At 53.4% G+C, this 19,259-nt stretch carries 16 protein-coding genes and 6 tRNA genes; 2 read left to right on the top strand and 20 right to left on the bottom strand.

Features of this window, described 5'->3' with window-relative positions; genetic code table 11:
- Positions 1–132: 132 nt before the first annotated feature.
- Genes nadD through leuS form a run of 4 tightly spaced genes read right to left on the bottom strand, consistent with a single transcriptional unit; the run spans position 133 to position 5,006 of the window.
- Positions 133–789 (bottom strand): nicotinate-nucleotide adenylyltransferase, encoded by a 657-nt coding sequence (gene nadD / locus HHI26_RS05175; protein WP_133845595.1) that lies wholly within the window; start codon positions 787–789, stop codon positions 133–135.
- Positions 782–1,813, bottom strand: coding sequence for a DNA polymerase III subunit delta (holA, locus tag HHI26_RS05170; protein WP_171148744.1), 1,032 nt, complete (start codon positions 1,811–1,813; stop codon positions 782–784). The genes nadD and holA overlap by 8 nt, the downstream gene beginning before the upstream one ends.
- Positions 1,810–2,409, bottom strand: coding sequence for an LPS assembly lipoprotein LptE (gene lptE, locus HHI26_RS05165; protein ID WP_133845591.1), 600 nt, complete (start codon positions 2,407–2,409; stop codon positions 1,810–1,812). Before lptE ends, holA begins: the two co-directional genes overlap by 4 nt.
- Before the next feature lie 14 nt (positions 2,410–2,423).
- On the bottom strand, positions 2,424–5,006 hold the full coding sequence (leuS, locus tag HHI26_RS05160) for a leucine--tRNA ligase (protein ID WP_133845589.1): 2,583 nt from the start codon (positions 5,004–5,006) through the stop codon (positions 2,424–2,426).
- Between the two features lie 216 nt (positions 5,007–5,222).
- On the opposite strand from leuS, the gene HHI26_RS05155 reads away from it, so the two are divergent.
- The gene (locus tag HHI26_RS05155) at positions 5,223–5,705 is read left to right on the top strand and encodes a zinc ribbon-containing protein (protein ID WP_159337439.1); all 483 of its coding nucleotides are present in this window, start codon (positions 5,223–5,225) and stop codon (positions 5,703–5,705) included.
- A gap of 85 nt (positions 5,706–5,790) precedes the next feature.
- On the opposite strand, the gene HHI26_RS05150 is transcribed toward HHI26_RS05155, so the two are convergent.
- The 9 genes from HHI26_RS05150 to miaB all read right to left on the bottom strand — a co-directional run bounded on the left by HHI26_RS05150 (position 5,791) and on the right by miaB (position 15,200).
- Positions 5,791–6,516 (bottom strand): amino acid ABC transporter ATP-binding protein, encoded by a 726-nt coding sequence (locus HHI26_RS05150; protein WP_133845586.1) that lies wholly within the window; start codon positions 6,514–6,516, stop codon positions 5,791–5,793.
- Positions 6,517–7,194: a glutamate/aspartate ABC transporter permease GltK gene (gene gltK, locus HHI26_RS05145; RefSeq protein ID WP_062745345.1), complete on the bottom strand. Its 678-nt coding sequence runs from the start codon at positions 7,192–7,194 to the stop codon at positions 6,517–6,519.
- A 3-nt stretch (positions 7,195–7,197) separates the two neighbouring features.
- Entirely contained in the window at positions 7,198–7,929 is a 732-nt protein-coding gene (locus HHI26_RS05140) for an amino acid ABC transporter permease (protein ID WP_133845584.1), read from the bottom strand.
- A 243-nt stretch (positions 7,930–8,172) separates the two neighbouring features.
- Positions 8,173–9,102, bottom strand: a complete 930-nt coding sequence (locus tag HHI26_RS05135; RefSeq protein ID WP_133845582.1) for an amino acid ABC transporter substrate-binding protein — start codon at positions 9,100–9,102, stop codon at positions 8,173–8,175.
- A 401-nt stretch (positions 9,103–9,503) separates the two neighbouring features.
- Positions 9,504–11,039 carry an apolipoprotein N-acyltransferase gene (lnt, locus tag HHI26_RS05130; RefSeq protein WP_133845580.1) on the bottom strand — a complete coding sequence of 512 codons (1,536 nt, stop codon included), beginning with the start codon at positions 11,037–11,039 and terminating at the stop codon, positions 9,504–9,506.
- A 7-nt stretch (positions 11,040–11,046) separates the two neighbouring features.
- On the bottom strand, positions 11,047–11,925 hold the full coding sequence (gene corC, locus HHI26_RS05125) for a CNNM family magnesium/cobalt transport protein CorC (protein WP_133845578.1): 879 nt from the start codon (positions 11,923–11,925) through the stop codon (positions 11,047–11,049).
- 128 nt (positions 11,926–12,053) lie between these two features.
- On the bottom strand, positions 12,054–12,521 hold the full coding sequence (ybeY, locus tag HHI26_RS05120; RefSeq protein WP_133845576.1) for an rRNA maturation RNase YbeY: 468 nt from the start codon (positions 12,519–12,521) through the stop codon (positions 12,054–12,056).
- The gene (locus HHI26_RS05115) at positions 12,518–13,579 is read right to left on the bottom strand and encodes a PhoH family protein (protein ID WP_133845574.1); all 1,062 of its coding nucleotides are present in this window, start codon (positions 13,577–13,579) and stop codon (positions 12,518–12,520) included. The genes ybeY and HHI26_RS05115 overlap by 4 nt, the downstream gene beginning before the upstream one ends.
- 196 nt (positions 13,580–13,775) lie before the next feature.
- The gene (gene miaB, locus HHI26_RS05110) at positions 13,776–15,200 is read right to left on the bottom strand and encodes a tRNA (N6-isopentenyl adenosine(37)-C2)-methylthiotransferase MiaB (protein ID WP_133845572.1); all 1,425 of its coding nucleotides are present in this window, start codon (positions 15,198–15,200) and stop codon (positions 13,776–13,778) included.
- A gap of 185 nt (positions 15,201–15,385) precedes the next feature.
- On the opposite strand from miaB, the gene ubiF reads away from it, so the two are divergent.
- Positions 15,386–16,564 (top strand): 3-demethoxyubiquinol 3-hydroxylase, encoded by a 1,179-nt coding sequence (gene ubiF, locus HHI26_RS05105; RefSeq protein ID WP_171148743.1) that lies wholly within the window; start codon positions 15,386–15,388, stop codon positions 16,562–16,564.
- A 102-nt stretch (positions 16,565–16,666) separates the two neighbouring features.
- On the opposite strand, the gene HHI26_RS05100 is transcribed toward ubiF, so the two are convergent.
- The 7 genes from HHI26_RS05100 to asnB form a co-directional block, all read right to left on the bottom strand.
- Positions 16,667–16,741: transfer RNA gene (locus tag HHI26_RS05100), tRNA-Gln, on the bottom strand.
- A gap of 67 nt (positions 16,742–16,808) precedes the next feature.
- Positions 16,809–16,883, bottom strand: a tRNA-Gln gene (locus tag HHI26_RS05095).
- A 7-nt stretch (positions 16,884–16,890) separates the two neighbouring features.
- A tRNA-Met gene (locus tag HHI26_RS05090) sits at positions 16,891–16,967 on the bottom strand.
- A gap of 41 nt (positions 16,968–17,008) precedes the next feature.
- Positions 17,009–17,083: transfer RNA gene (locus HHI26_RS05085), tRNA-Gln, on the bottom strand.
- 24 nt (positions 17,084–17,107) lie between these two features.
- A tRNA-Leu gene (locus HHI26_RS05080) sits at positions 17,108–17,192 on the bottom strand.
- A 10-nt stretch (positions 17,193–17,202) separates the two neighbouring features.
- Positions 17,203–17,279: transfer RNA gene (locus HHI26_RS05075), tRNA-Met, on the bottom strand.
- A gap of 220 nt (positions 17,280–17,499) precedes the next feature.
- Positions 17,500–19,164, bottom strand: coding sequence for an asparagine synthase B (asnB, locus tag HHI26_RS05070; RefSeq protein WP_133845568.1), 1,665 nt, complete (start codon positions 19,162–19,164; stop codon positions 17,500–17,502).
- Positions 19,165–19,259 lie beyond the last annotated feature (95 nt).

Below are 19,259 nucleotides of genomic sequence, written 5' to 3'. Positions count from 1 at the left end.
AGGTTCCCCCTTGGGATTTTAAGTCTGATGGGTTATCTCATATAAGCTATGTCAGCCGAAATGATAACCGTAACATTGTGTGTTTGCGGGGCTTACGCCCTGAAAATTTGAGCGGCGCAGTATATCACGCTGTTAGAGGTTACGATATAAACCCTCGCGATCGATGTAGTCGCTGACTGCCGGGGGCAGCAGGTCGACATCCGACTGGCCCCGATGGCGGCGAGCGCGGATTTCCGTGGCGGAAATATCAATCAACGGTGTTTCAGCCAGAAGAATATTACCGGCGGGCGATTGTTGTAGCACCTGTGGCTGTGTTGTCAGATGACAGTCAAGCCAGCGTTGCAGCTCTGGTGTCTCCATTTCACTGCGATAGCCGGGGCGTTGACAGACCAGCAGGTGGCAAAGTGACAGTAAATCCTGCCAGCGATGCCATTTGTGTAAGGTGAGCAGGGAATCCTGACCAATGATAAAGGCGAGTGGCTGTCGGTCACCGCGTTCAAGGCGCAGGGCTGCCAGCGTGTCGATAGTATAAGACGGCGTGTCGCGCTGCATTTCCCGCAGATCAAGGTCAAACAGCGGGTTATCGCTAATCGCCAGTTTTACCATCGCCACACGCTGTTCTGGTGTGGCTTCCGGCTGTGGACGATGTGGCGGGACGTTGTTCGGCAATAATGTCACTTTTTCCAGCCCGGTGAGATGGGCCAGTGCTTCTGCTGGTTTCAGGTGACCGTAATGAATCGGGTCAAATGTGCCACCGAACAGCGCATGGAGCGCGTAGCGATCAGACATCACAAAAACTCGCCGGGAATGATGGATGGCATAACATCAGCGCCAGGGTTTCCAGCTCAGACCAAACAGACTGGCCGTAATCCTGTTTTAGTGTTAACTCAATCTGCGTTAGCAGCCTTACCGCCTGGGCGAGTTGCATGGCACTCAGTCGCTGTAATGCATCGCTGAATAGCGTACGGCGGTTCTGCCAGACGCGATGCTGATCGAACAGCGTGCGGAGCGGCGTCTGTGCCATTTGTCGCTGTAACGTCACCAGCAGCAGCAGGTCGCGTTGCAGGGTTCGCATCAGGATCACCGGCTCGCTATCTTCGGAATGCATCTGGTGCAGGATGTGCAGGGCGCGTTTGCTTTTACCTGCCAGCAGGGCATCTACCCAGTGGAAAGGGGTAAAGTGCGCAGCATCGTTTACCGCCTGCTCAACGCGGGGTAGCGTCAGCTTTCCGTCCGGCCACAGCAGCGAAAGCCGCTCCAGCGCTTGCGACAAAGCCAGCAGGTTGCCTTCGTAGCAGTAACACAACAGCTGATTAGCGGCATCATCCAGCGTGAGTTGGTGCTTTTTGGCGCGTGCAGAAACCCAGCGCGGCAGTTGCGCCTGTTCCGGCGTCTGGCAGGGAACCACAACACCTTGTGCACTGAGCGCTTTATACCAGGCGCTATTTTCCTGCGCCTTGGTCAGTTTGGCGGCTCGCAGCACCAGCAGAATATCGCTGTGCAGCAGTGTCGACAGGGTGAGCAGTTGTTCACCTGTCGCGGCATTGGGGCCATTTTCTGGCAAAGTCAGTTGCAGTGTCTGGCGGCTGGAAAACAGACTGAGCGCCTGACAGATGGCAAAAATATCCTGCCAGTCGGTGCTCGCTTCCAGTGTGACACTGAAGTGTTCGGTAAAGCCGTGCTGCTGGGCGGCGGCACGAATGTCATCTTGCGCTTCCTGCAGCAGCAGCGGTTCATTACCACTCAATAAATAACAGGCGCGCAGCCCCTCACGGAGTTGCGCGCCTAGCTGTTCAGGGTAAATCCTGATCATCGTGTGTAAGAACTGTCCGACATACTGCCCGGATCAGTCGGTAAACGGTCGACCGCTGAGGGGGTATTGCCAAGCGTGTTGATTGACGCATCGTTCTCAGCCGCATGCACGGTGAGAAGCTTGCGCACCAGCTGCTGCACGGCCTGAGTTCGCATTTCATTGACAATGATCTGCTGTTCAGAGTCTTTCGCCAACGCTGCCAGTGGGTTATCAAAGAATGAACGATACACCGTGGCGCTGATTGGATAGATGCCCTTATTGGGTACCAGTACCTGAGCATTAACAGTCATCACCATTGAATACTCCGCCGTTTTACCGTCCTGGAAAATCGAGGCGGTATCACGACCCCGAGTTTCGCCCATCAGACGCAGGGAAGGGACATCGGTGCGCTCTTGCGGATTATCAATAATGTTAACATCGTTCAGTCTTAACTGTTCACGCACCTCGCGAGTCAGTGGACCGTACGGGTCAGCGGTATCGAGAATCAGGGTTTTCATTTCCGGCGGCACCGATGTGGTGCCGCGCAGATGGTAACCACAACCGGCGGTGATCAACACCGCCAGGCTGAGTAACAGAGAGACTATAGGATGTCGCACAATTCCTCCAGACATCAACCAACGACCAGGTTAAGCAGCTTGCCCGGTACGTAAATCACTTTACGAATGGTGACGCCATCGAGATATTTGGCCACCAGATGCTCCTGCGCAGCGCGAGCCTGCACCTGTTCTTGATTAGCGTCAGCGGCTACGGTGATTTTACCGCGCACCTTGCCGTTAACCTGTACCACAACCAGCAGTGAATCTTCTACCATTGCAGCGTCGTCTGCCTGCGGCCACGGTGCGTTGTCAATATCCCCGGCGCCACCCAGCGCCTGCCACAGCACGAAGCTGGCGTGCGGGGTAAACGGGTTGAGCATGCGTACAACGGCCAGCAGCGCTTCCTGCATCAGCGCACGATCCTGTTCGCTCTCCTGTGGGGCGCGTGCCAGTTTGTTCATCAGCTCCATAATTGCCGCAATCGCGGTGTTAAAGGTCTGACGACGGCCGATATCATCAGACACTTTACTGATGGTTTTATGCAAGTCACGACGCAGGCTTTTTTGATCGTCGTTGAGTTCATCAACGTTCAGGGCAACCGTTGCACCTTTTTCTGTATGTTCAAACGCCAGCTTCCAGACACGTTTCAGGAAGCGGTTAGCCCCTTCCACGCCGGATTCCTGCCATTCCAGCGTCATTTCTGCTGGTGAAGCAAACATCATAAACAGACGAACAGTATCTGCACCGTAACGCTCAACCATGATCTGTGGGTCGATGCCGTTGTTTTTCGACTTCGACATTTTGCTCATGCCGGCATACACCAGCTCATGGCCTTCGGCATCGCTGGCTTTGGTGATACGGCCCTTCTCATCACGCTCAACGGTCACGTCAACCGGTGAAACCCAGTTACGTTCTCCGCTGGTACCAAGATAGTAGAAGGCATCTGCCAGTACCATTCCCTGACACAGCAGGCGTTTTGCGGGTTCATCCGAGTTCACCAGGCCTGCATCACGCAGCAGTTTATGGAAGAAGCGGAAGTAAAGCAGGTGCATGATGGCGTGTTCGATGCCGCCAACATATTGGTCCACTGGCAGCCAGTAGTTGGCGGCAGCCGGGTCCAGCATGCCTTTATCGTAATCCGGGCAGGTGTAACGCGCGTAATACCATGAGGATTCCATAAAGGTGTCAAAGGTGTCGGTTTCACGCAACGCAGGCTGGCCGTTGACGGTGGTCTTTGCCCATTCAGGATCGGCTTTAATCGGGCTGGTAATGCCATCCATCACCACGTCTTCTGGCAGGATCACCGGCAGCTGGTCTTCCGGGGTTGGCATAACGGTACCGTCTTCCAGGGTGACCATTGGGATTGGGGCGCCCCAGTAACGCTGACGAGACACACCCCAGTCGCGCAGGCGGTAGTTCACTTTACGCTCACCGACGCCGTTATCGGCCAGTTTCGTCGCGATGGCGTTGAAGCCTTCTTCATAAGACAAACCGTCAAACTCACCGGAGTTAAACAGCGTGCCTTTTTCGGTCATTGCCGCTTCGCTCAGATCCGGTGCGCTGCCGTCTGCAGCCAGGATAACCGGTTTGATCTGCAGGTCGTATTTAGTGGCGAACTCCCAGTCGCGCTGGTCGTGGCCAGGAACGGCCATCACAGCACCTGTGCCGTATTCCATCAGCACGAAGTTAGCGACCCATACCGGCACGTCCTCACCCGTCAGCGGGTGTTGTGCGTACAGGCCGGTGGCCATGCCTTTTTTCTCCATGGTTGCCATTTCTGCTTCAGCAACTTTGGTGTTACGGCATTCAGCGATAAAGTCAGCCAGCGCAGGGTTGCTTGCTGCTGCTTGTGCAGCCAGAGGATGGCCTGCAGCCACAGCGAGGTAAGTCACACCCATGAACGTGTCAGGACGTGTGGTATATACGCGCAGCTTTTCCGGGCTGTTGCTGACATTAAACTCGATTTCCACGCCTTCAGAACGGCCAATCCAGTTACGCTGCATGGTTTTAACCTGTTCAGGCCAGCTTTCCAGCGTGTCGAGGTCATTCAGCAGTTCGTCAGCATAATCCGTGATTTTTACAAACCACTGCGGGATCTCTTTACGCTCAACTTTGGTATCACAACGCCAGCAGCAGCCATCGATGACCTGCTCGTTAGCCAGAACGGTCAGATCGTGTGGACACCAGTTAACCGCAGAGGTCTTTTTATAGACCAGGCCTTTTTCATACAGCTTGGTAAAGAACCACTGTTCCCAGCGATAGTATTCTGGCTGACAGGTCGCCAGTTCACGGTTCCAGTCGTAGCCGAAGCCCAGCAGTTTAAGCTGGTTCTTCATGTAGTCGATGTTGGAGTAAGTCCATGGCGCAGGCGCAGTGTTGTTTTTAACTGCGGCTCCTTCAGCGGGCAGGCCGAATGCATCCCAGCCGATAGGCTGTAAGACGTTTTTACCCAGCATGCGCTGATAGCGGGAGATCACATCGCCAATGGTATAGTTGCGTACGTGGCCCATGTGCAGGCGGCCAGAAGGATAGGGCAGCATGGAGAGGCAGTAGTACTTCTCTTTACCTTCTTCTTCGGTCACTTTGAACGTTTGCTTGTTATCCCATTGCTGCTGAACATGGGATTCTATCTCTTCCGGGCGATATTGCTCTTGCATAGTAGCCAGTAGTCCTTTGTATCAATTTTTTCGTGTTCGTTCAGATCCGCATAGCATAGCTGATTCGGCCCCGAGGCAACAACAGTAAGCGTCCTGCCGCGGGGCATTTCTCTACAAGCTGGAAGCGCGGCGGCAAATTTCAGTGCGAAAATGTGGATATTTGCCATCAGCAACTAGAATGAGGAGAAACGCTTTCGTTATCAATAAGGAGTGTCTATGAACAAGGTTGCTCAGTATTATCGCGAGCTGGTGTCCTCGCTGACCCAACGCCTGGAGCGCGGGGAACGTGACATCGATACCCTGGTGGAGAGTGCCCGACAGCGCATGCAAAACCGGGGTGAGTTGACCCGTAGCGAAATTGATGAAGTCAGTCGTGCCGTTCGTCGTGATCTCGAAGAGTTTGCCCGCAGCTATGCGGAGAACCAGGAAGAATTAAGCGATAGCGTGTTTATGCGGGTTATCCGTCAGAGCCTGTGGAAGGAGCTGGCTGATATTACGGATAAGAGTCAGCTTGAGTGGCGCGAGGTCTTCCAGGACCTCAACCATCATGGTGTCTATCAAAGTGGTGAAGTGGTGGGATTGGGCAATCTGGTGTGTGAGAACTGTCAGTATACGCGGGCGATTTACACACCCGAGGTTCTGAAACGTTGCCCGGAGTGCAATCATGACCAGTTTGTACGTCAGCCCTTTGAGCCATAAATGAACGCAGGACAATGGCACAACGGATTAATGTAGGGGTCGGGCATGCCCGACCCAGAGCCAGGCATACCTGGCTCCCTACGGATTAATGCAGAATCTTCGCAAGGAAGTCTTTAGCACGCTCAGACTGTGGATTGTTGAAGAACTCATCCTTCGGTGAATCTTCGACAATCTTTCCTTCATCCATAAAGATCACCCGGTTGGCCACTTTACGGGCGAAGCCCATTTCGTGCGTCACCACCATCATTGTCATGCCTTCATTCGCCAGTTCGACCATGACGTCCAGCACTTCATTGATCATTTCTGGGTCCAGCGCTGAAGTGGGTTCGTCGAACAACATGGCGATAGGATCCATACACAGCGCGCGGGCAATTGCTACACGCTGTTGCTGACCACCGGAGAGCTGTCCAGGGAACTTATTGGCATGGGCGGACAGTCCAACGCGTTCGAGTAGCTTAAGCCCTTTCTGACGCGCTTCTTCTTTATTGCGTTTCAGGACTTTTACCTGTGCCAGCGTCAGGTTCTCGACGATCGACAGATGTGGGAACAGCTCAAAATGCTGAAACACCATGCCAACTTTAGAACGCAGTTGGGCAAGGTTGGTCTTCTTGTCGTTGACGGGGGTGCCATTCACTTCAATCAGCCCTTTTTGGATAGGCTCAAGACCGTTCACCGTTTTGATCAGCGTCGACTTCCCTGAGCCTGAAGGACCACACACCACCACCACTTCACCTTTTTTGACTTCGGTTGAGCAGTCGGTCAGCACCTGAAAGTGACCATACCACTTAGAAACATTTTTCAGGGTAATCATTTACGCAGTCCTTTTTTTCTTTAAATAGCTGACCAACAGCGAAGCGCTAAGGCTGATAACGAAGTAAATCGCACCGGCAAACAGCACCATTTCAATCTCAGTACCATTATTCACACCGATGGTATCGGCAGTACGGAAGAAGTCCGCCAGGCTCAGAACATAGACCAGCGAGGTGTCCTGGAATAAAACAATGCCCTGGGTAAGCAGCAGCGGCACCATGGCGCGAAACGCCTGAGGCAGGATGATCAACCGCATCGATTGCCACTGCGTCATACCCAGTGCCAGTGCAGCGCTACCCTGACCACGAGCAATACTCAAAATACCCGCACGGATGATTTCTGAGTAATACGCGGCTTCGAATAGCGAGAAGGCCACCATCGCAGAGATCAGGCGGATATCTGTCTTCGGCGACAGCCCCAGCACCTGCTGCAGGAAACTCGGCACCACCAGATAGAACCACAGCAACACCATCACCAGCGGAACGGAGCGGAACAGGTTAACGTAGATCTTGGCGAACCAGCTGATAGGTTTGAAGGATGACAGGCGCATGACCGCCAGCAGGGTGCCCCAGATGATGCCAAAAATTACCGCCGTCACGGTGATTTTCAGCGTAACAACCATCCCTGCCCAGAGGTAAGGAAGATTGGGGACGATGGTACTCCAGTCAAATTCATACATTGTTTATTTGCCCCCCGGTAAGCGGACTTTACGTTCAACCAGCCCCATCAGCAGCATGATCACCGCGTTGATAGCGATGTAGGCGAGGGTAATTGCGGTGAAAGATTCATAGGCGTGTGCGGAGTAGTCCAGCAGTTTTCCCGCCTGAGCCGCCATATCAACCAGCCCGATGGTGGAAGCAATGGCTGAGTTTTTGACCAGATTGAGCATCTCCGAGGTCATCGGCGGCACAATCACGCGATAGGCGTTAGGCAGCAGCACATAGCGGTAGGTTTGTGGCAGCGTCAGCCCCATGGCCAGTCCGGCATTTTTTTGGCCGCTGGGAAGTGACTGAATAGCGGCACGAACCTGTTCACAAACACGGGCGGCGGTGAACAGACCCAGGCACAGCACGGAGCAGGTGAAGAACTGGATGTTCGGATCGATTTCCGATTTAAACCACATGCCAAGACCTTCCGGCAGCAGCTCCGGCACCACCAGATACCAGATAAAGAATTGCACGATCAGCGGCACGTTACGGAATAACTCAACGTAGCAGGTGCCAAGACCGGACAGTAAACGGTTAGGAACGGTTCGCAAAATACCGAATAGGGAACCGACTAACAGGGCGATGATCCAGGCACAAACGGAGACGGCGATGGTGACCTGAAAACCGGACCACAGCCAACCAAGATAGGTTGTATTACCGAATGGGGCCTCTTGCAGGAATATTCCCCAGTTCCAATCAATAGACATAAAATACTCCGGAAAAAAAGGGTAGCGACCGCTACCCTGAAGATTGATGAGAGGCTCAAATACTCTCCCTGTTTCGGGAGAATATTTTGATATGCGCACCGGGGAACGACCGGTTTGCATCTTCGTCAGGCGCCAGAACGTAAGCCCTGTCCGCCTGACTGTGTCTGTCCGAGCCTGTGTTCAACAATCGTAGGGCAGCGTACCGCCCTGTTGACACGCGAATCAGTGCGTGTTTTTTCTTTATTAATTCATTGCCTTGTCGTTAGGCGCTTTGAACAATGCTTTCATGTCGTCAGACAGGTCAAAGTCCATCGTCATATTTTTTGGTGGGATAGGCTGTTTGAACCATTTGTCGAACCACTTAGTGGCTTCGCCAGACGTCTGTGCCTGGGCAATTGTGTCGTCCATCAGCTTTTTAAACTCGCCATCACCTTTTCTCAGCATACAGCCGTAAGCTTCGTGAGACTGTGGAGTGCCAAGAATTTCCCAGTTAGCCGGTTTTTTTGCCTTAGCTCGTTCACCTGCCAGCAGAGCATCATCCATCATAAATGCGACAGCGCGGCCGCTTTCCAGGGTGCGGAAAGAGTCACCGTGATCTTTTGCACTGATGATACGCATGTCGAGTTTCTTCTCGTCGTTCAGCTTGTTCAGCAGAATTTCTGACGTGGTACCTGAAGTCACAACAACACTTTTGCCTTTCAGATCGGCGAAGTCTTTAATCGCGCCGCCTTTCTTCACCAGCAGACGCGTACCGACGACGAAGATGCTGTCGGAGAAGCTGGCCTGTTTCTGGCGCTCAAGGTTATTGGTGGTAGAGCCACATTCAAAATCGTAGGTGCCGTTTTGCAACAGCGGAATACGGTTCTGCGAGGTAATCGGTAGCATTTTTACTTGCAGGTCAGGTTTGTTCAGCTTTTTCTTGATAGCTTCAACAATCGCGTTGGAATAATCCTGAGAGTAACCCACAACTTTTTGCTGGTTGTCGTAGTAGGAGAACGGGACGGAGGATTCACGGTGGCCAACGACGATCACGCCGTTTTTAGCAATCTTTTCCAGAGTAGATGCTTGCTGTTGTGCATCAGCTGCTGCCTGTGGTTTTGCGTCCTCAGCGTGAGCGATACCAGAGGCGAATCCTGCCAGTGCAAGGCAAAGCCCCAGTTTCCGTAATTTCATGTTCCAACTCCTTTGCAGTTGTGGCGCGAAATAAACCCACGCCGACGTGATGTGATGTGTGTATTTCCTGCTAGTTATCTGTTTTATCCATAGCGAAAACGGTGTCATTCCTCCATAACATAGCTGAATGTTAATGAAGTGATACGGAAAAGTTTCTTTTTTGCGATGCAACCCGCACCAATTAAGTGCGATTCTTTCGACAATGCTTCGCATGGGTGCAATATCTGCGCCATGACGGTGCGCGAACGATTTCGTAGCGACTTGATATCGGGCTGACACACGTTTCACGGAAATATTTTGCAATCATCGTGCCAACGGCGGTTTTTTAACAGAAATGCAGCATAAGCTGTTGGGGATGGGGGGAGAAAGATAGGGGCGAGGCATGCCTCGCCCGGAGAGAGTTATGAACGGCGTGAACGCCAGGCGCAGAGGACGCCAGCAAGGGCAAACAGTAATGTCACAGCCCAGATACCCCAGTTGCCGATTCGGGCATAAGGTGTCAGCCCGGTCGTCGGTGTGACCTTGGCTGCCAGTACTTCCGCTTTGAACTGTGGAATAATCTGTGCAATCTCACCCTCAGCATTCACCACTGCTGTCACTCCGTTATTGGTGCTGCGAAGCAGTGGGCGGCCGAGTTCCAGTGCACGCATACGCGCCATTTGCAGATGCTGCCACGGACCAATGGAGTGACCAAACCAGGCATCGTTCGAGATTGTCAGAAGGAAGTTGGTATCGGGCCTGAAGTTGTCACGCACCTGCTGGCCCAGTACGATTTCGTAGCAGATGGCGGCTGTCAGGTTGTAACCCGCAACCTGGAGCTGTGGCTGCACGTAGTCACCCCGACTGAAGGAAGACATTGGCAGGTCGAAGAACGGTGCCAGTGGACGCAGCAGGGTTTCCAGCGGAACGAACTCACCAAAAGGCACCAGATGATTCTTCTGGTAGCGGTTCTTGCTGAAATAGTTGTAAGGCTGCGGTCCGCCCAGCACGATGATGGTGTTGTAGTCGTGGTAGCGATTGCTTTCGAGGCGTGAATCAACAATGCCGGTCACCAGGCTACTGCCTCCAGCCCGCAGTTGTTCATCCACGGCTTTCAGGAACGGCTGCTGGCGAGTTTCCAGGTCAGGAATCGCCGACTCTGGCCAGATGATGATCGGCGCTTTCCCTACAAACGGACGGCTGAGCGCGGTATAGGTTTTCAGCGTATTTACCAGCTGATCCGGATCCCACTTCATCGATTGTTCAATATTGCCCTGTACCAGCGCCACATCCACTGCCCGCTCGGGCAAAGGCTGGAACCAGCTGATCTGACGCAGCGGCCAGGGGAGCAACAGTAATGCCAGGGCGGCGACACCAGCAGCCAGATGGCGTTTCAGTGCGGCATACACCGCCAGGCCGGCGATAATCATCAGCAGGAAGGTGATGCCTTCCACACCCAGTAATGGCGCCAGGCCTTTCAGCGGGCCATTAATCTGGCTGTAGCCAAACTGCAACCACGGGAAACCGGTCAGTACCCAGCCGCGCAGGAACTCCGTCATTTGCCACAGCACCGGAGCCGCCAGCGCCAGGCGCAGCAGCGTGGTTTTCGGGCTCAGGCGGTTGAGCAGGGCAGCAAACAGCAGGGGATAGAGAGACAGCCAGGCTGCCAGCAGGATCACAAGGAAGACATTGACCGGACCAGGCATTCCGCCGAAGGTGGCAATGCTGACGTAAACCCAGTTAATGCCGCTACCGAACAGTCCCATGCCCCAGACAAAGCCGATGGCACTGGCCTGACGCGTGCTGCGGTTTAACGTCAGGGCCTGTAAGCCGATCAGTGAAACCAGTGCCGCAGGCCAGAAATCATAGGGGGAGAAAGAAAGGGTGCCAATGGCACCCGTGATAAGCGCTAAAAGCAGGCGAACCTGCTGGCGCTGGCAGAATAAGGCAATTGCCATAAGTCGGTTACTCTTCCAGAGTCGGTTGCGGCGAATTTTCCGGGATTTTGACATGGACCTGAATAATACGGCGGCTGTCTGCCATCGCGACTTTAAACTGGTAACCATCGATCTCAATGCTTTCACCCCGTGCCGGCAGATGGCCAAAGCCCTGCATCACCAGGCCGCCGATGGTATCCACTTCTTCATCGCTGAAGTGGGTGTTGAAGACTTCGTTGAAATCTTCGATCGGCGTCAGGGCGCGAATGGTGTAAGTGTGGCGACTGAGCTGACGAATATCGCGATCTTCTTCATCGTCATACTCATCTTCAATTTCACCGACGATCAGCTCAAGGATATCCTCGATAGTCACCAGGCCGGACACGCCACCAAATTCATCAATCACAATAGCCATATGATAGCGCTGTGAACGGAACTCTTTCAGCATCCGGTCGACACGCTTACTTTCCGGCACCACCACCGCTGGGCGCAGTACCTTTTCCATACTGAACGGCTCAGACTCACTGCTCATAAATGGCAGCAGGTCCTTGGCCATCAGGATGCCTTCAACATGGTCCTTGTCTTCGCTGATCACCGGAAAACGTGAGTGGGCAGACTCAATAATCACCGCCAGGCACTCTTCCAGCGTCTGGTTACGCTTGAGCGTGACCATCTGAGAGCGAGGGATCATGATGTCGCGTACACGCTGTTCGGCGATATCCATCACACCTTCCAGCATGTCCCTGGTATCCGGGTCGATCAGGTCATTCTGTTCAGAATCACGGATCAACTCCAGCAGGTCATCGCGGTTTTTCGGCTCACCGTGGAACAATTGGTTGAGAATCAGCGTAAAAAATCCCTTTTTGGTACTGGGACTGTCATTGTTTTGTGAATGGTCATCGCTCATGGCGTTTTTGAGTTTGTCTCTCTATCAATAAAATCGGCTGCCCCAGGTGGGGCAGGCGTGATGGCTTGTACAAATCTGTCATCTGAAGCCGCAGTGGCCTTCATTTTCAGGCGATACAAGCCAGGTACTTATTCTTTCTCCGAAATGTACGGATCGGGATAGCCAAGAGCAAGCATTATCTCGGTCTCCAGCGATTCCATCTCTTCGGCTTCGTCATCTTCAATGTGATCATAACCCAACAGATGCAGGCTACCGTGGATCACCATGTGCGCCCAGTGGGCCTCAAGCGTTTTTTCCTGTTCGGTAGCTTCCGCTTCCACCACCTGGCGACAGATAATCAAATCGCCCAGCAGGGGCAGTTCGATGCCCGGAGGGGCTTCAAATGGGAAGGACAGCACATTAGTCGGTTTGTCTTTTGCGCGATAGGTGTGGTTTAACTCACGGCTTTCCGCTTCATCAACCAGACGGATAGTGACTTCGCTTTCTGGCTGGAACTGCGGCAGTACCGCCTCCAGCCAGCGTTGAAAATCGGCTTCAGCCGGCAGACCCTGCTCGCTTTCACAGGCGAGTTGCAGGTCCAGAATAACATTACTCATTTGTTCTCCTGTGAAGCCTGCTGGGCAGCCAGTGCTTCACGTTTACGTTCTTCTGCCTGGGCATCACGCCGTTTTTGGTCGGCAGCTTCCCAGGCTTCATAGGCAACGACAATGCGCGCAACGACAGGATGGCGCACCACGTCTTCACTGTGAAAGAAGTTAAAACTCAGTTCATCCACATCGGACAGCACCTCAATAGCATGGCGCAGGCCGGATTTCAGGTTACGTGGCAGGTCAATCTGCGTCACATCACCGGTGATCACCGCTTTCGAGTTAAATCCAATACGCGTCAGAAACATCTTCATCTGTTCGATGGTGGTGTTCTGGCTTTCATCGAGAATGATAAACGCATCGTTCAGTGTACGACCGCGCATATAGGCCAGCGGTGCCACCTCAATCACGTTACGCTCGATCAGCTTCTCCACGCGTTCAAAGCCCAGCATCTCGAACAGAGCGTCGTACAGAGGGCGCAGGTAGGGGTCCACCTTCTGGCTGAGGTCCCCCGGCAGGAAGCCGAGTTTTTCACCGGCTTCAACGGCAGGACGGGTCAGCATAATACGACGGATCTCCTGGCGCTCCAGGGCATCCACCGCGGCTGCGACCGCCAGATACGTTTTACCGGTTCCCGCAGGGCCAATACCAAACGTAACATCATGGTCGAGAATGTTGGCGACATACTGCGCCTGGTTTGGCGTACGCGGTTTGATCACGCCGCGTTTGGTTTTAATATGAATCGCTTTGCCGAACTCGGGCACACTGTCCGCGGTCTGTTCAAGCACGCCGCTCTCTTTGATAGCCAGATGAATCTGTTCCGGGTCGATATCCGGGATATGGCCTCGTACAGGGGCGGTATCCACATAAAGATGACGCAGAATGTCTACGCCAGCATGAACGCTCAGCGCACGTCCCACCAGCTTAAAGGCGTTTTCACGGCGGTTGATCTCAATACCCAGTCGGCGTTCCAACTGTTTGATATTGTCATCAAATGGGCCGCACAGGCTCAGCAGCCGCGCGTTATCAATAGGTTCCAGCGTTACTTCACGTGTTTCAATATTCAAACTAATCCTTTGGGTCACACAGGGCCAGGTTGAGAAATGGATGACTGTCTGGCTTCAGCGCCATAAATGAATTATTTATGGCAGCACATAAAGCTGCAAGCGTCCGAGTGGATATTTGGGCGCGTCTTTCAGAAAGCAAGTGTAACGCAATGAAATCATACGGCGAACCCGGAAGGCTCGCCGCATTATTGAGGGATTAAGGCTGGAAGGTGCCGACGCCCAGTTCGTTCTCTTTGCGCGTGCGCGCAATAACGGAGGCTGGGGTCTCGATGCTGCGCAGGTCCATTTGAGCTTCACCGCGGACAAAAATGCCGCGCAGTGAGTTGGCATAGACATCGACTATATCGACATCAACGAATTTGCCAATGTGTTCTGGCGTGCCTTCAAAATTCACCACGCGATTACATGCAGTACGGCCGGACAGCTCCATCACATTTTTACGTGAAGTGCCTTCGACCAGAATGCGTTGCACAGTGCCAAGCTTACGGCGACTCCAGGCCATCACCTGCTGATTAAGGCGATCCTGCAGAATATAGAGGCGCTGTTTTTTCTCGTCGTCGGAGACATCATCCGGCAGGTCGGCAGCGGGCGTTCCCGGGCGGGCTGAATAGATAAAGCTGTAGCTGGTATCGAAATTGATTTCACCGACCAATTTCATGGTCTGCTCGAAGTCTGCCTGCGTTTCGCCAGGAAAACCGATGATAAAGTCAGAGCTGATTTGGATATCCGGGCGTGCAGCAACCAGCTTGCGAATAATCGCTTTGTATTCCAGCGCCGTGTGCGCACGCTTCATCAGCGTCAGGATGCGGTCGGCACCGCTTTGTACCGGCAGGTGCAGGAAGCTCACCAGCTCTGGTGTGTCGCGGTAGACATCAATGATATCGTCGGTAAATTCGATAGGATGGCTGGTGGTAAAGCGAATGCGGTCAATACCATCAATGGCGGCAACCAGGCGCAGTAGTTCAGCGAATGAGCAGATGCCGCCGTCGAAGGTCTCACCGCGATACGCATTGACGTTCTGACCCAATAGATTCACTTCACGCACGCCCTGTGCGGCCAGTTGGGCGATCTCGAACAGAATATCATCCGAAGGGCGGCTGACTTCCTCACCTCGCGTATAAGGCACCACGCAGAAGGTGCAGTATTTATTGCAGCCTTCCATGATCGAGACAAATGCGGTCGGCCCATCAGCACGCGGCTCGGGCATGCGGTCAAATTTTTCGATTTCCGGGAAGCTGACATCCACGACCGGGCTTTTCGTGCCACGCACCGTATTAATCATCTCCGGCAAACGATGCAGGGTCTGCGGGCCAAAAACAATATCCACACAGCTGGCGCGCTGGCGCAGCTGATCGCCTTCCTGTGATGCCACACAGCCGCCGACGCCGATAATCACATCGGGATTAGACTCCTTCAGTTTTCTCCAGCGGCCAAGCAAAGCAAAAACTTTTTCCTGGGCCTTTTCACGAATCGAACAGGTGTTGAGCAGCAGGACATCGGCATCTTCTGCCGCATCGGTCAGGGTATAACCATGAGTGCTGTTTAACAGGTCTGCCATTTTGGATGAGTCATACTCATTCATCTGACAGCCCCAGGTTTTAATATGCAGTTTTTTTGTCATCGACTTGCCATTTGTCATGCAGAAAGGAGAGCGGGGCGCGTATTGTAGTGCTTCGCTGCCAGTGAGGCCGGTGTTCTGAATGTCACAGAAAAATCCGGTACACTTACGAACGATCAGGATAACAGAATTCTGCCGGTGAGGTGTAGCTGCACAGCACGCGTGATACGGCCGGAGAAGGAAAAAAAATGACGGAAAAAAAACATAAAGTAGATGTGGCCATCGTCGGTGGCGGCATGGTGGGCGCCGCGCTGGCAAGTGGGCTGGCACAGCAGGGTTTTCAGGTCGCGGTACTGGAGCAGGCGGCACCGGCCGCGTTTGATGCTGCCAGCCACCCTGACGTGCGAATTTCGGCCATTGGTGCGGCCTCTGTCGCACTGCTGAAGCAGCTGGATGTCTGGCCTGCGGTACTCGGTATGCGCTGCGTCCCTTATCGTAAGCTGGAGACCTGGGAGTGGCAGACCGCGCATGTCGGATTCGATGCTGAATCGCTCGGCTTACCTGAGCTCGGTTATATGGTTGAAAACAGTGTATTGCAGCGTGCGCTGTGGCAGCGTTTGCAACAACAGGAGGTGGCGCTGTTATGCCCGGCCCGCCTGCGCGATTTACAGCAGGTTAATGGCGGCTGGCAGTTGGCGTTGGAGAGCGGTGAGACCGTCACCGCCAGGCTGGCAGTGGGGGCCGATGGTGCTAATTCGCAGGTACGTCAGTTAGCGGGCATTGGTATTCACGGCTGGAACTATGCTCAGTCCTGTATGCTAATCAGCGTTCGCTGTGAGCAGGATGCCGGGGATACCACCTGGCAGCAGTTTACCCCGGAGGGGCCACGTGCTTTCCTGCCGCTGTTTGACCGCTGGGCTTCACTGGTGTGGTACGACAGCCCGGCGCGTATTCGCCAACTGCAAGCAATGACGATGCCACAGCTGCAAAAAGAGATTCAGGCGCATTTCCCGGCACGTCTCGGCCAGGTTACGCCGTTTGCGGCTGGATCATTCCCGTTGGTTCGTCGTCACGCCACGCGTTATGTCCTCCCTGGCCTGGCGCTGGTGGGTGATGCTGCGCACACCATTAATCCGCTGGCCGGACAGGGCGTAAATCTGGGCTATCGTGATGTTGATGCATTAATCAGTGTATTAAGCGAGTCGCGTCTGCGGGCAGAGGATTGGGCGTCGACGGCGGTATTACAGCGTTATCAGCGTAAACGACAGAAAGATAATCTGCTGATGCAAAGTGGTATGGACCTGTTCTATTTCGCCTTCAGTAATCAGTCTGCGCCGCTTAAAGTGGTGCGTAATCTGGGGCTGATAGTGGCGCAGCATTCTGGCGTGTTAAAACGGCAGGCGCTGAAGTACGCACTGGGATTGTGAGATTGCGGGTTGACCGAAACAGAAGGCCAACCCCTGCATGATCGTTAGTTTGGATTTACTACAGACGTAAAAAAGCCCGCTTGCGCAGGCTTTTATACTTTATGGCTGGGGTGCAGGGATTCGAACCCCGGAATGCTGGTATCAGAAACCAGTGCCTTACCGCTTGGCGACACCCCAATTTTTTATGCGACTGGCGAACCAGGCGTCTTCTTCTTTGCGACTCGTACTACCAGCCGTCTTTATATGGCTGGGGTGCAGGGATTCGAACCCCGGAATGCTGGTATCAGAAACCAGAGCCTTACCACTTGGCGACACCCCAATAAAATTGGTGGCTACTACGGGAATCGAACCTGTGACCCCAGCATTATGAGTGCTGTGCTCTAACCAGCTGAGCTAAGTAGCCTAATTTTACTGCTTTACAATACTAACATACTTCTAAAAAAATGGCTGGGGTACCTGGATTCGAACCAGGGAATGCCGGTATCAAAAACCGGTGCCTTACCGCTTGGCGATACCCCATCCGTGCAAAACCGCTTATGGAAATGGTGCGGGAGGCGAGACTTGAACTCGCACACCTTGCGGCGCCAGAACCTAAATCTGGTGCGTCTACCAATTTCGCCACTCCCGCGCAAAAAAGATGGTGGCTACTACGGGAATCGAACCTGTGACCCCAGCATTATGAGTGCTGTGCTCTAACCAGCTGAGCTAAGTAGCCTTCTTTTTTCGCGTAACCTTCTGCGGCGTTGCGGGGCGCATTATGCGGAGTTGGCCTAAAAGCGTCAACAAGTTTTTTCCCGTTTTTTGTCACAATCGTGTTGTTTGACTGCCTTGTGAGCAGGATGACGATAAAATCAACGAATTCTGATGCTAACAGACGCAACGGCTAAATAAAAACGGGCCACAAGGGCCCGTTAGCGGTGATTTATCCGAACGTATTAGTAAGCGGACTGGTGCACACCTACGGCGCGACCTGATGGATCGTCCATGTTTTTGAACGCTTCATCCCATTCTATGGCCTTAGCGGACGAACAGGCCACTGACGGGCCGCCAGGGACGCATTCTGCTGCGCTTGGCAGCGGGAACAGCTCTTCAAAGATTTCACGGTACAAATACGCTTCTTTAGACGTTGGCGTGTTGTACGCGAAACGGAAGTGGGCGGTTTGCAACTGCTGGTCGCTAATCTGCTCTGCAGCCACTTCTTTCAGCGTATCAATCCAGCTGTAGCCCACACCATCAGAGAACTGCTCTTTCTGGCGCCATGCGACGCTGGCTGGCAGGTAAGATTCAAAACACTCACGCAGGATGTGTTTTTCCATTTTACCGTTGCTACCACACATTTTATCCTGTGGGTTGATGCGCATTGCCACATCCAGGAATTTTTTATCCAGGAACGGTACACGCGCTTCCACGCCCCAGGCTGACATCGCCTTGTTAGCGCGAGCACAGTCAAACATATGCAGTGCATGCAATTTACGCACGTTCTCTTCGTGGAATTCACGGGCGTTCGGTGCTTTATGGAAGTAAAGGTAGCCGCCGAACACTTCGTCAGCACCTTCACCGGACAGTACCATCTTAATGCCCATTGCCTTGATTTTACGTGACATCAGGTACATCGGCGTAGACGCGCGGATGGTGGTCACATCATAGGTTTCGATGTGGTAAATCACATCGCGAATCGCATCGAGACCTTCCTGCACGGTGAAATGAATTTCGTGGTGCACGGTACCCAGATGTTCTGCCACGGCTTTCGCCGCGGTCAGGTCCGGCGATCCTTCCAGGCCAACGGCAAAGGAGTGCAGCTGTGGCCACCAGGCTTCGCTTTTATCCTGATCTTCTACGCGCTTCGCCGCAAAACGTTTGGTCACGGCAGAGATAATCGAAGAATCCAGACCACCGGACAGCAGGACACCGTAAGGCACATCTGACATCAGGTGGCTTTTAACGGACTCTTCCAGTGCGTTTTTCAACGCCGCTGCATCAGTGACGTTTTCTTCTACTGCGGCATAGTCAAACCAGTCACGCTGCCAGTAGCGGCGGATCTCGCCATCGGTGCTGGACAGATAGCTTCCCGGTGGGAATTCTTTAATGCTGCGGCATACAGGCACCAGCGCTTTCATTTCGGAAGCGACATACAGGTTACCGTGCTCGTCGTTGCCCATATACAGCGGGATAATCCCGATATGGTCACGGCCGATTAACCAGGTGTTTTTCACACTGTCATACAGAATGAAGGCAAACATGCCTTGCAGGTCATCGAGGAAATCGATGCCTTTTTCCTGATACAGCGCGAGAATCACTTCACAGTCAGACTCGGTCTGGAACTCATAGCGATCGCTCAGTTCAGCGCGCAGCGCCTGATGGTTGTAAATTTCACCGTTCACCGCAAGTACGTGGGTATGCGCTGCGTTGTACAGCGGCTGTGCGCCGTTGTTAACGTCAACGATCGACAGACGCTCATGGACGAGGATCGCTTTGTCATCGGCATACACGCCGGACCAGTCCGGGCCACGGTGACGCATCAGACGTGAAAGCTCCAGGGCTTTCTTGCGCAGTTCAACAGGATCGCTTTTCAGATCGAGTACACCAAAAATAGAACACATAAACAGCTCCCTAACGACTTACCTTGCGGTGATGATATTGGTTTAAAGCGACAGATATCGCGTGATGTATAAGAAAATGCGCTAACCAGTGAGGT

Source organism: Erwinia sp. JH02 (assembly GCF_013074405.1).
Taxonomy (GTDB): domain Bacteria; phylum Pseudomonadota; class Gammaproteobacteria; order Enterobacterales; family Enterobacteriaceae; genus Erwinia; species Erwinia rhapontici.
The sequence above is the reverse complement of the archived record's forward strand: the minus strand, read 5'-3'. Positions and strand labels throughout refer to the sequence as shown.